The sequence below is a fragment of the Bacillus sp. FSL L8-0099 genome (assembly GCF_038006385.1).
In the GTDB taxonomy this organism is placed as follows: Bacteria; Bacillota; Bacilli; order Bacillales; family Bacillaceae_G; genus Bacillus_A; species Bacillus_A toyonensis.
The window spans coordinates 290,626-303,900 of sequence record NZ_JBBOVC010000002.1 but is presented as its reverse complement, the minus strand read 5'-3'; the positions used below and the strand labels follow the sequence as shown (position 1 = coordinate 303,900).

Genomic DNA, 13,275 nt, shown 5'->3' with positions numbered 1-13,275 from the left:
GGTCTTTAGCATGATTTTGAAGCTATTTTAACATGTTTTGCTACGCAAAAGTGATACTTGATACTTTCATCCCATGCCTAAAGGCGGACTTAAGTCCTACAGGGGCTTTCTTGTATCGTAATTCTGTAAACTTGCATAAAAACCTCTCATTCTTTTGTGCAACCTGCCAATTTACCTACACCTGAAATAACCTTATAATTCAATTAATTCAAAAAAAGGAGTGAGTAATCATGGCAGAACTTGTATTAGATCATATTTTTAAAGTTTATGATAATAAAACGACTGCTGTTTCTGATTTTAATTTACATATTGAAGATAAAGAGTTTATCGTATTTGTCGGTCCTTCTGGATGTGGAAAATCAACAACTCTGCGTATGATTGCAGGTCTAGAAGACATTTCTAATGGTTCATTTTATATTGATGGAGAGCGTATGAATGATGTCGCTCCAAAAGATCGCAACATTGCGATGGTATTTCAAAATTACGCACTATACCCACATATGTCTGTTTATGATAATATGGCGTTTGGCTTGAAACTACGCAAACTTCCAAAAGATGAAATTAATCGCCGAGTAACGGAGGCGGCGAAAATCTTAGGGCTTGAAGATTACTTAAAACGAAAACCAAAGGCATTATCAGGTGGACAACGCCAACGTGTTGCGCTAGGAAGAGCTATCGTCCGTGACGCAAAAGTGTTTTTAATGGACGAGCCTCTATCCAATTTAGACGCAAAATTACGCGTAAGTATGCGTTCAGAAATCTCTAAACTTCATCGCCGTTTAAACACGACCACTATATATGTGACACATGATCAAACAGAAGCAATGACAATGGCATCACGCCTTGTTGTTATGAAAGATGGGCTTATCCAGCAAGTGGGTACTCCAAAAGAAGTATATGATACTCCTGAAAACATTTTTGTTGGCGGATTCATTGGTTCTCCAGCTATGAATTTCTTTACCGGAATATTACGAGATAACTATTTTTATATAGAGAATATTCGCTTTAAAGTACCAGATGGTCAACTAAAAGTATTAAAGAAAAAAGGATATAATGGACAAGAAATCATACTCGGTATTCGTCCTGAAGACATTCATGATGAACCAATTGTTCTTCAATCTTCTCCTGAATCCACTGTCGAAATTACAGTAGAAGTTGCTGAATTATTAGGTGCTGAAACGATGATTCATGGAAAACTTTCGAGTCAAAACTTTGTTGCGCGGATCAACGCTCGTTCAGAAATTAAAGCTACCGATAAACTTTCGTTAGCTTTTAGTTTAACTAAAGCGCACTTTTTCGATATTGATACAGAACAGCGCATACGTAATAATTGATGGCTGAATTCTTTCTGATTTTGGACAGACTGGTCCCGTAAATCATGCTGTTCTTTTTTAATCATATGCATGGCTTCTACTCTAGGAAGAATGGATGTAGTTGTGTCAAAACATTTAATCCCTAGCATAGAATAAGATCATCGTTTCGTTATAAAGCAATGATCTTATTCTACTATGTTATTCAAGTACTTTTGTTGTCTAAGTTGCATACCATCAGGTATGCTTTTTTCTTATTTCAACTGTTCAATTGCTATAGGATAAGCTAGGTTCTTATCGACTGTTATAACACGTGGCTTTGAAACATGAAAAGACCGCAAAGCTTTCTTGAAAAAACGCTTTGCAGCCTTCTGGTCTCTTGTTTTGTTTAGGAAAAAATTAATTGTGTTTCCTTTCGAATAAACAACACGATATAAATAGATTCATTAACCTTTTAATTTGATATATGTTTCATCGACTCTCCAAGAGTTATTTGTTTGTTTGAGGTGACGACGGATTCGTTTGTCCAATTCAGGACCATACTGATGAACCTAACGCATAATCGTTGAATGAGAAATGGATAAAACCCGTTTCCCCATCATTTCTACCAAATCTTGAAAACTGAGGTTGTATCGTTAACAAAATATTATCACCTGATAATGCATATATTTGAATACATGTTCCTTTCCCAGACTAATCACATACCTTTTCCAGAGTAATAGATTCAGTATGTCCACGTTTTAGAGATTACTTACATGTCTATTAAAGTTTTTGCACTAGAACCACAATATGTAATTGAAGCAATAGAAGAAACGAAAGCTGGAGAATAAAATAATTAATATTCAATGAATAATCTATTTTGTATAGAAGAAGAAACTAAATTTGATTTTTCTTTTTTTGTTTCAAAAGGTACACCTTAAGAGAAAGCATATTTTTTACAGCACAAACCACTTCAAAAGGTATCAAAATGTAATTAAAACATACTTCATAAATATACACACTTTTTGAGAGGTTGTTTGTTGCATAATTTTACGCTAAATGGCGGAGTATTTTTTTCCTAACAAGGGGATACAACACAGAGAATCCCCTTGTTGTGGTGTTTATAAATTTTTTAATCAAATTCCGGTACATGAAATTATAAAAACTAAGTTATTCCTTTACTTTTCTTTTAAAATTCTTATAGCATTCTATATGAATATTATGGTATTATATAGATAGAAAATTTGTTTCCATTGTTTATACTCTATTGTACGTAGCGTGAAGGACAAACCTTACGCCCAGTTAACTCGGGCGAGGTTTGTCCTTTTTTTACTTTAAGGAGGAATTTACTATGAAAAAAATCTACAAAATCGGAGCAGTTATAACAACTTTATGTGTTATTGGTATCACGATCTTTACTTTAACTAAAAATGAATCAGTCAAAAAAGAAATAGTAACACCAGAAAAAACAATTGTATCTGCTGCAGATGCAGAAATTGCAACAAAAAATATAAAAGATATTTCAAAAGAAGAATTAAAGCAAAAGATACAATCCCATGAAGAATTTATTGCTTAGTACTATCAACCAACCTGCCATTATTGTAAAAAGGCTGCACCAGATATCAATAGTATGTCCAAAAAGCATGATAGAACCATCTATCGCATTGATATCTCTACGCCAGAAAATCAAAGTGCCTTTCAAGAGTTCGACATTCCTGGTACTCCAGTTGTTGTAGCTTACAATAGAGGCGAAGAAGTTGAACGCCTAGAAGGGGCAGTGTCAGCTGCTACATATGATGGATTCTTTGCAAGACGTAATTCGAGCGCTAGCTAGTATAGTGCTCGTTTTTCTTTGTAAGAAAGGAGAATTAACATGCAACAAAACGCACGCATTCATTCTTTAGACATAATAAGAGGTATAGCCATACTATGTATCCTTTTTGCTAATCTACCCACTATGACGGGACTAGATCCCTTTAATCAAGCAGGTTATTCCGGTACAGATAAAGTAATTCGTTTTTTAGTAGATTTGTTTATACAAACAAAGTTCTACACTATTTTCGCATTCTTATTTGGAGTAGGATTTTATATCTTTATGAAAAATACAGAAGCAAAAGAATATCCCATGTATAGGTTGTTTATTCGCAGACTGTGTATTTTACTAGCCTTCGGTTTACTCCACTTCACCTTTCTATGGTATGGAGATATTCTACATGCGTATGCTATAGCTGGATTTATTCTATTGTTCTTTTATAAGCGATCTACTAAGCTTATTTTTATAGCTGGTTGTAGTTTCCTACTGGTTAGTTATGTATTACATATTATTGTATTTTTACGAGCAAGTTCTTCTATTCCTGAAGTGCCAAATTACTATCAATATATGTTTACAGGCAACACTACCAATCATACGGTAAATCTATTTACACATTATTTGCAACAAGTAAAAGCGCGTCTATTCTTTCTGATGACAGAGGAATCTCAACAACTACTAATAGGAATTCCGGAATATATAGGCTTATTTTTAATCGGTTTATGGGCTGGTAAGAAAAATATTTTTAAAAGGGTACCGGACATACCCATCAAGCTAAGAAAAATAAATACCCCCAAATGATAATTTTAAAAACTTATTTGCGGAATACAGCTCGGATTTTCATTTTGGGGAGTATAGGTGGTTGGAATGTGGCAGGGATCCAATGACAATAAAGTTAATCAAATATCCCTATTTCAATCAACCAGCAGGTTGGTTGAAATAATAGTACGAGAAAAAGTGCTAAAGCGAGTGCGATTAGTTTTTTCATTTAAATTGCGGTAGTCATTCTATGTATGGCCTAAAATAGACATTTACGTTTGTCATGCTCCTATTATGGCAAAGCAATTTGTATTTTCCCTGTAGTCAACCTGTAGTTTGTCTGTAGCGGAGAAAATCAAAAAAGACCGGCAGGAATAACCCTGTCGATCAAAGTGATAAAGCTTGGTTGCTAACATCAGGGGTGCAGACGCCTCATAACAAAATGGCTGAGATAAAACAGATAGGCGAAATATAATACTACGCAAACAGTTACTACCAAGGCAAGTATATTTACAACCTTAACAGTCCTATTTTTGAAAATCTTGAACAATAAAGCATAAATACCAATGCCGATTACCCCTCCAAGCGTATCGTCAAGTACATCAGTAATATCGCTTCTTCCCATTGCGAAAATGAATTGTATAGCTTCAAACGCCAATGTCAAAGCAACAATTGGAAGAACTTTCTTCATAAAAGGCCATTTGCTTTTTAGCATACAAATATATATACCTAAAGGGATAAAAATAAGTATATTATCTCTTATTTCTCTAAAATCAATAGTTCCGCTGTTATCGAAAGACCCCTGAAACGGAATCAGATTGATTACTCGTATCCCGTCTGATATTTCAGAAGAAAAAAACGGTAATTTGAAGAGAATGACGCCTGTCAACAGCAGCATATATATTACAAACAATGTAATTGTAAGTTTATTTCGGTTTTCTGATTTCATTATTTTTCTCCTTGTGTTATTTATGCCTTTGGCAAATCCATCCAAAATAGAACGCCATCCGGAACGTTTTCCAAAGCACATTCAATGTTCATTACTTCCAACGTTTTCCGCACGATGGTCAAGCCTAAACCGTTGCGCCCACTTTTCCGCCCCCGCACTTTATCCATACGGTAGAATGGGTCAAATAACTTAGGCAGAACTGTAGCGTCTATCCTTGCATCTGTGTTTAGTATACAAAGGCGATATTGTTTAGCCGCAGGCTCGCTCCATATCCTAATTTCACCGCCTGTAGGCGTATTCTGTACTGCGTTCAAAATGATATTGGAAAGTGCTTTTTGAAGCATTTTAGAATCGACAAGGCAGTTTTGTCCGTCAGGAATGTCCATAACAATGCACTGACCGTTTGCTTCAGCTAATATCTGAAAGTCAGGCAGTATGTCAGCCACTAATTGCCTAACTTTCAGTTTTTCAGGATCTTGAGAGATTTTCCCATCGCTCAGGTTGACAATCTCCAGTATCTCGGAAATCACATCGTCCTGCGCCTCCATCATCTTCACGCATTCGCGCAGGTATTTTGGATGGTCTTTGTAATCACCTACATTTTCGAGCATACCCTCCAGCAAAATACTTGTTGCCGCGATAGGCGTTTTTAGCTCATGTGAAGCCGCCGAAAAGAAATATCGCTGTGCTTCCTCCATTTCCCTTACCCGCAGGATTTCATTTTCTAACTGGGAAATGGTATCTTTCAACTTATCGTACATAGAGTGAATGTCACGCGACAAATCGCCTAATTCATCCCGGCGTATAGGCAAGTTTTGCGGTACATCTTCAAGCCTTGTCATTTTCCCGGCGTCATCCGCCAGTCGCTTGATTGGGTTGGTTATCTGCCGTGCAAAAACATACGCACACACAAGGCAGAGGGCGAGTATAATGGCAAACGCGACCAATGCCCGCACAATTATTTCATTGTAAAAAGCAGTTAAGCCCGGTCTGGTCTGGGCGACGACAGAATAACCGAGGGCTTTATCATTATGCACCACATAGTAAAAGTCACCATTGAAATTATCCGAGGTATCAGCACCCGGCGTAGCGTAAATCACGCCGCGATTATCATCTATAATGCAAAACTCAAATGATTGGTTGTTGTCACGAAACCTTTGCGCTGCTGCGGGAATATCGTTATAATTACTATTTTTTACTCTATTGACCAAAGGCTGATAGGACACTAATATTTGTTCCCTTTCAACTGCTCTGTACAGTGTTAAGAATTGACTTGAAAACAATGCGGCAGTTACGAAAACAATCAACAGCATAGCAACTATCGTATAGGCAAAAATCTTAATAAATATCCCATTCTTTTTCATGAAGTTTCCTCCAATCGGTAGCCCACTCCGCGTACTGTTTTAATGATATTATCCGGTAGCTTCGCCCGTAGATTTTTAATGTGAGTATGCACGGTGCTACCATCACCGTCAAAATCGTAGCCCCACACGCGGGACAAAATAACTTCATGAGATAGTGTTCTGCCATTGTTTTGCACCAGTAGCATTAAGATTTCAAACTCTTTAAGGGTCAAAAGTAATTCTTCGTCGTCATAAAAAACCTTGAAATCTTCCGGCAAAAGTGTCAGCTTGCCATAGTGAAGTTCCTTTGCCACCGCACCGCTGCGACGGAGCAGCGCCTCCACACGTTTCAGCAATAGCTGAATCTTGAACGGCTTAGTCACATAATCGTCCGCTTCCGCATCAAACGCTCTGATTTGATTCTCATCATCGGAAAGAGCAGTCATCATCAGAACCGGCGTATTATTCAGCTTACGGAACTCCCTTAAAAGCTCATGACCGTTCATTCCCGGCAGCAAGATGTCAAGAATGACAAGCTGATAGGTGTTATCATAAAACTTGGTATGCGCTTCATCCCCGTTAAAACAGGCATCCACCTTATATCCCGCTCCAGATAAAAAGACTTTTACTGCATTGCAAATATGCTCATCGTCCTCGACAAGCAGTATTCGTATATCCATAAATGTATACCTCCGAAAAAAGGATAACACAGCAATCTGTATTTTCCCTGTAGTTTTAAGATTTATTTCATTCGTCCATCAACAAGTTTTACGGTATTCTCTGGAATAGCCCATGTCCAGCCGAGCGATATGCACCTATAATCCTGCCTACTTACATAAAAGCTGTATCCGACGATCTGAAATGCCCCATTTCTCACTGGCTTCTTTCGCTGTCACCAAAACTCATTACCAAAAACAAAGTGCCGATGATTATTGGTTAATATCTTTTTGGTAATGGCTTAAGCGAACATATTACAATCAAATTTTATAGTTTTGACTGCTTACCGTACAAAATTTCCGAAATGTTGGTGTTACGCCTTCAAATAATTCTTCAATTTCTTTTTCGTTTATTAGAACTTTCCTCCTATTTATTCAAATCTAAGAATTCATTTTACATCACTTTTAACTTTATTTTTCCTCATGGTGAAAATTAACAAAATAACAATAAGAGATTTACTTTTGTTTTTAAATGACTTTATTATCAATATACAACGCCCACCATTAAAATAAGGGTCAAAACCTTTGCCTATAAGGGGTACTGCCACACATCCATCAACTTAAGGATTTAGACTATTTTTGAAGTTAAAAGCACGTTACTATTTTCTTATGTTAATGAGAAAGGGTGACGTGCTTTTTATGAATATGCATCAAAAACAAGAGTTATCTTTATTTGCCGAAGAGCTATATCGATATATGTCTCCCGCTACACTTAATCAATTAGCTATAGAAGCAGGCGGAATGAAACGAAAACGCAAGTGCCACGGGCACCATTTCTTATCTTTGTGTGTATGGTTAAATCAACAAATCGCTACTACCTCTCTTACTCAACTTTGTAGTCAATTAGAAACTTCAACAGGAATTTTATTAAGTCCGGAGGGACTTAATCGACGATTTAATTCGGCTTCAGTAGCCTTCTTTCGCACTGTATTTACTACACTTCTACAAGCTAAAATTGGAGGAGTATCTAAGATTTCTCATTCTCTTTCTTCTTATTTTGAACGGATTCTCGTCCTTGATTCTACAACCTTCCAAGTTCCAGATCGATTCGCAACTACTTATCCTGGTGCCGGAGGATGTAGTCATACAGCTGGTGTGAAAATTCAACTAGAGTATGACTTGTTGAGTGGAAAATTTTCTGATGTGGAAATTGAACCAGGAAAACGAAGTGATCAGGCATATAGTGCGACTCGAACAGGCATGGCACAAAAGAATGAACTATATATTCGTGACTTAGGATATTTTCGTCTACAAGACTTTAAGTCTATTCAAGATAAGCAAGGATATTATTTATCACGTCTAAAGTTACCAACTAAAATATATAGAAAAGAATTTGAAACAGTAGTATTTAAAACAAAACCCGCTCAATTAAAACCCGTATATATACAAATTCATTTGGAAGACATCATGAAACAATTGCAGCCTGGCCAAGTGTATGAATTACATGATGTATATGTAGGGAGTAAAGACAAACTGCCTACTCGAATTGTAGTTTATAGATGTACCGAGGAGCAAAAACAGAAACGCCTACGTGATCGAGCTATTCGCGAAAAGAAAAAAGGAATTACATATACAGAGCGTACAAAACTTTTACAAGGTATTACGGTATATATGACAAACATTCCTACGGAATGGGTACCAAAAGAGAAAATTTATGATCTATATTCACTGCGTTGGCAAATTGAGCTGTTATTTAAAATATGGAAATCTTGGTTTCAAATTCATCATTGTAAATCTATTAAACAAGAACGATTAGAATGTCACCTTTATGGGCAACTCATTAGTATTCTATTATGTTCTTCTACTATGTTTAAAATGCGAGAACTCCTGTTACGTAAGAAACAGAAAGAGCTAAGTGAATATAAAGCGATGTACATAATTAAGGATTATTTTTTACTTTTTTACCAAGCATTACACAAAAACACCCAAGAATTATCAAAGGTTCTCCTTCGTCTGTTTAACCTCCTACAGCACAACGGACGAAAATCTCATCGATATGAGAAAAAGACAGTCTTTGATATTTTGGGTGTTGTTTATGAGTATACCACTTCTACTCATCAGGTAGCATAGTAAAAAAATTGAAGCCCGTCAGGGTTTATTTGATATGCCTACTTTTATAAAATCTATAAAAGATAATAAAAAACTATATGGAAAGACCGCATTTTGTATAAAAATATACCTTAAGTTGATGGATGTGGGGTACTGCCACATCAACATCAAGCTAAGACAGCTTTGTATCCCCATAATGAGAGAAATTCTTTTTTTCTATGGACTTTAAAGAAAAAGTTATCATTTTTTTCGTTATAGGGAATTTTTATTTTTCAACATGATAGACATGTATCCCGCCATACTACCCTCAACTTAAGTATTTAGTCTATTCTTAAAATTAAAAGCACATTACTATTCTTTTATATTAATGAGAAAGAGTGAAGTATTTTTTTGCACCAGAACCAATTATTTTCTTACTTAATATTTAGCAAATAATATACGAGTATGCACTTCGTAGAAATAAAGATTTTTTAATTAAAAAAGAGTTATTTAATAGATATGTGTTGATTAAAAGAAAACGGAAAAAAATGTGCATAAAGAAATCCGAAAGTAAAAAGACTCACCTCTTTACCATTTTTTCAAGACATTTTTTTAATTATTGTAGCGATGTTAATCCCTTTATCTTTGTACACATATCTTCATACATAATTCTCCTATAATAGATTTTTATATTATAAAATTGATAAGTAATATCCCGAAAATGAAAAATTCACATGAATATCCATAATATCATCTCTTATTTTCATCTAATTTTAAAATAAGTTTTCTATAAAAAGTACTGACGCTAATTCAAGATATATTTCCTTGAATTATAAAAAAATAAGTCCCACGCAAACCTTCTCATGTATCTTGGTTGTGACCTTTTTAGGAATATGGATGAAAAAGCCCTTATTCTAAAATATTGTGAATATATATTTGAACATACTTCATAAGCTTATAATAAAAATGAAATATTATTAACTAAAAATTGGAGTGATTTGTATGACGATTAACACATATCCACTTGTTTCTATTTTAATTCCGACATACAACAGGCCTCATTACTTTCAATTAGCTTTAGATTCAGCGCTAGCACAAACCTACCCAAATATTGAAATTATTATTGGAGATGATAGTACTGATAATAAAACTCAAGAGTTAATTAAGCAATCTTATTTACCTATATATAAAAATATTGTTTATATTCAAAATTCTGTTTCTTTGGGTCAATTTCAAAATGGCTTACTTTTATTTGAAAAAGCATCGGGGAACTATATTAATTATTTAATGGATGATGACTTATTACATCCAGATAAAATACAAAAAATGATGAACTTGTTTTTAACAGATAATAGTCTTTCTCTTGTAACATCATATAGGAAATTGATTGATGAAAAGGGGGAACATATACCTGATGGTCCTATCAATATCAAATTATGCGAAATTACTACCAAATTATCTGGAATGGATGTAGGAAATCAAATGTTAATGAATTGTTGCAATTATATCGGGGAACCCACTACACCATTATTCAAAAAAGAACATTTAATAGAAGCTTTCGGAACTTTAAATGGAAGAGAATATAACTGTTGTGTAGATATGGCATCATGGATTCATTTATTATCAAAAGGAAATTTAACATATATCTCAGAACCATTAAGTTATTTTCGTATTCATTCTGGTCAACAATTACAATCAAATATGAAACTATTAGAAGGTATCGAAGATTTGACACATCTCATAACTGTATCTAAAAATTATGGTTTTTTACAAAATAAAACAGAATATCAAAAGGCTTTACAGGAAGTTCTACAGAGAATTTTATACGCTTTTCAACATTATAATAAAGATATGACAGACATGATATATCAACGATTAACTCAATGTGTAGAAACTGTCAAAATAGAACTACAACTTTTACAAAATCAGTTATTATAACTTTTTCAACTAACGCAGAATACGCTCACCTGTCACCAAATTTGTATCGAATAATTTTTTTAAAAAAATATGGAATTCGCATTAATCGATATGTACCACATTTTGGGATGGGGAATTTAAAGGTCCCTAAATTTGATGCTGTACTAGTAAACCAAGAGAGAATCTATATTGAAAAAGAAATCACTCAACTAAAAATTTTGTGGAATACAACAAGATTCTTTTATTAATTCACTTACTCATTGGTTCTATCCCAGTTGTCATACTTGATAGTATATTCTCCACTAAGATCCCCGTTAAACCTTTTCAAATATTTTTAGCTATCATTATAGGTGTTAGTGGACTAAAGTTAGTTATCACTTATTAAAAATATTTTATGTTTTTACTATATAAGAATGGAGGTTCAAAATGGATCATACAGAACTATATCATTTTTTACTCAAGCAACAGCGTGTACCTCATTTTCATAAAGATTTTCCTCTTATCTTGTTTTGGAGTCAAAAAAGCGGTTGTACTTCACTAGCACATTGGTTTTTTTATCAAATTAATTTATTTAAAGAAGCAATAAAATATGACTCGTTCATCCATAACTATGAACATGATATATATAAGAACTCTACAAATTATTTAATACAAGTAGCTACCGCATTACAAATAAAAGAAAAGAATACGTACAAACTAGTAAGAAACCCTTATAAAAGAGCAGTAAGTTCTTTTACTTCTCTGATTTCTCCTCCAAATATTTATCATCCTGCATGGAGACATATTCGATTATTCCTTTATGGTGATGAGACATGCAACAAACCAATCTCTTTTAAATTATTTTTGTATTACCTAAGAGCTCATATGACCAAATTAGATGAGGTTGACCCTCACTATATTCAACAATATATCGAAGGAGAAGAAGAATTCGTTACAAACTATATTTATCTAGAAAATTTCAACACAGGCATTTCGAAACTAGAAGAGGAATATAAACTAAAAAAATCACCATTAGATCTATTATCAAAATCTTGGCATCATCAAAGGAGTAAGATGATTTACAAAGGAGTTTATGCAGAAGCTGATATTACAAACCCTCTTTTCCCACGATTACCTACTTATGATAGTTTTTATGACGCAGAAACAATTCAGTTGGTTCAAGAGGTATTTGCAAAAGATTTTAATATGTATAATTATGATCTAAATTCTTTTTCGTGAACTACCCGCCACTTAACGTCCTAACGGACTTTTTGAAGTGGGGGCTTCTCGGTTAGTCGTTACTTTTGATAGCTAACGAATTCGTCCTAAGACAGTCGAGCTAACTCCCTTGTTCCAAAGGTTGATTACTATTTATGCTAACGCTAATAACCGTATTGCTTCATTTTTGATATTGATAGCTGCGTTATAATCTCTACCAAAATTTACACCGCATATACAAGAATAGACTCGTTCAGACAATGTCATATTTTTTACATTTCCACAACTGCTACATGTTTTTGTGGAAGGAAACCATTTGTCTATTTTCACAAGTTGTTTTCCTTGTTCATTTAGTTTATAAGCTAAGAATGAAGTGAACATACCCCACCCATTATCAGCGACACTTTTTCCAAAATGAAGTGCTTGCGACATTCCTTTCATGTTTAGGTCTTCAATAGCTACAACATCAAAATTAGCAGCTAACTTTTTAGACTCATGATGAAGGAAATTCTTACGTTGGTTAGCTACTTTCTCATGTAACTTAGCTACACGAATACGTTGTTTATTCCAACGATCAGAATCTTTATTGCGTCTTGATAATACTCGTTGTGCCTTTGCTAATCGGTCTAACATTTCACGATAGAACTTAGGATAATTGGCTTTCTCATCTTCAGAACTAACGTATAATCCACCCATCGCAAAGTCTAACCCAACAACTGTTTTTACTTCTTTTTGTACAATCTCTTTTTCGTATTCAGTCAAGATGGACACATAATATTTACCAGTAGGTGTCATAGAAATCGTACATGACTTGATTATATAATCTTGTGGTATTTCTCTATGTTGTTTAATACGTACCATTTTCAGTTTTGGCAATTTGATATGACTATTAAGCAACATGATATTTCCGTTTACTACATTCGTTGTATAAGACTTTCTGTCTTTTTTACTTTTGAATGTTGGGAAGTCGTTTTGACCACTAAAGAAATTCTTATAGGCAGTTTGCAAGTTTAGTTGAGCATTTGCCAAAGCTAATGAATCAACTTCTTTTAACCACTCAAATTCTGCTTTATATTTCGCAGGAGTTGAAGGCTTTTGTTTCTTTAGTTGTTCCTTATCATCTTTGTGTTTTTCGTATGCTTCTTTTCGTTCAGCTAACATTTTATTATACACGAAACGTACACAACCGAAGGTTTTACGCATAAGATATGCTTGGTCTTCTGTTGGATACAAACGGAATTTATATGCTTTATTCTGCTTTGTCATA

8 protein-coding genes and 4 pseudogenes are annotated in these 13,275 nt (G+C 34.4%); 7 read left to right on the top strand and 5 right to left on the bottom strand.

Features of this window, described 5'->3' with window-relative positions; genetic code table 11:
• Positions 1-230 precede the first annotated feature (230 nt).
• On the top strand, positions 231-1,334 hold the full coding sequence (locus MHH42_RS29210; RefSeq protein WP_340895065.1) for an ABC transporter ATP-binding protein: 1,104 nt from the start codon (positions 231-233) through the stop codon (positions 1,332-1,334).
• On the opposite strand, the pseudogene MHH42_RS29205 reads toward MHH42_RS29210, so the two are convergent.
• Positions 1,313-2,002, bottom strand: a pseudogene (locus tag MHH42_RS29205) (IS6 family transposase); the annotation flags it as partial. The gene MHH42_RS29210 and the pseudogene MHH42_RS29205 sit on opposite strands and share 22 nt — an antisense overlap.
• A 638-nt stretch (positions 2,003-2,640) precedes the next feature.
• Here MHH42_RS29205 and MHH42_RS29200 point away from each other — a divergent pair.
• Positions 2,641-3,123 (top strand): annotated as a pseudogene (locus MHH42_RS29200) (thioredoxin family protein).
• A gap of 39 nt (positions 3,124-3,162) precedes the next feature.
• Positions 3,163-3,879, top strand: a pseudogene (locus MHH42_RS29195) (DUF418 domain-containing protein); the annotation flags it as partial.
• Between the two features lie 394 nt (positions 3,880-4,273).
• Here the strand turns inward: MHH42_RS29195 and MHH42_RS29190 are convergent.
• Genes MHH42_RS29190 through MHH42_RS29180 form a run of 3 tightly spaced genes read right to left on the bottom strand, consistent with a single transcriptional unit; the run spans position 4,274 to position 6,830 of the window.
• Positions 4,274-4,807, bottom strand: coding sequence for a VanZ family protein (locus MHH42_RS29190; RefSeq protein ID WP_340895063.1), 534 nt, complete (start codon positions 4,805-4,807; stop codon positions 4,274-4,276).
• A gap of 20 nt (positions 4,808-4,827) precedes the next feature.
• Entirely contained in the window at positions 4,828-6,171 is a 1,344-nt protein-coding gene (locus tag MHH42_RS29185; RefSeq protein ID WP_340895061.1) for a sensor histidine kinase, read from the bottom strand.
• The gene (locus MHH42_RS29180; protein ID WP_098071359.1) at positions 6,168-6,830 is read right to left on the bottom strand and encodes a response regulator transcription factor; all 663 of its coding nucleotides are present in this window, start codon (positions 6,828-6,830) and stop codon (positions 6,168-6,170) included. Before MHH42_RS29180 ends, MHH42_RS29185 begins: the two co-directional genes overlap by 4 nt.
• 675 nt (positions 6,831-7,505) lie before the next feature.
• Between MHH42_RS29180 and MHH42_RS29175 the strand changes: the two genes are divergently transcribed.
• The 4 genes and pseudogenes from MHH42_RS29175 (at position 7,506) to MHH42_RS29160 (ending at position 12,029) form a co-directional block, all read left to right on the top strand.
• Entirely contained in the window at positions 7,506-8,936 is a 1,431-nt protein-coding gene (locus MHH42_RS29175) for an IS4 family transposase (protein ID WP_340893558.1), read from the top strand.
• Positions 8,937-9,896: 960 nt separating this feature from the next.
• The gene (locus MHH42_RS29170; RefSeq protein WP_070174400.1) at positions 9,897-10,832 is read left to right on the top strand and encodes a glycosyltransferase family 2 protein; all 936 of its coding nucleotides are present in this window, start codon (positions 9,897-9,899) and stop codon (positions 10,830-10,832) included.
• A gap of 217 nt (positions 10,833-11,049) precedes the next feature.
• Positions 11,050-11,196: pseudogene (locus tag MHH42_RS29165) on the top strand (sulfite exporter TauE/SafE family protein); the annotation flags it as partial.
• 41 nt (positions 11,197-11,237) lie between these two features.
• Positions 11,238-12,029, top strand: a complete 792-nt coding sequence (locus MHH42_RS29160) for a sulfotransferase family 2 domain-containing protein (protein WP_070174401.1) — start codon at positions 11,238-11,240, stop codon at positions 12,027-12,029.
• Positions 12,030-12,161: 132 nt separating this feature from the next.
• Here the strand turns inward: MHH42_RS29160 and MHH42_RS29155 are convergent, their stop codons facing one another.
• Complete coding sequence (locus tag MHH42_RS29155; protein WP_340895060.1) at positions 12,162-13,274, bottom strand: RNA-guided endonuclease TnpB family protein; 1,113 nt, start codon at positions 13,272-13,274, stop codon at positions 12,162-12,164.
• Between the last annotated feature and the right edge of the window lies 1 nt (position 13,275).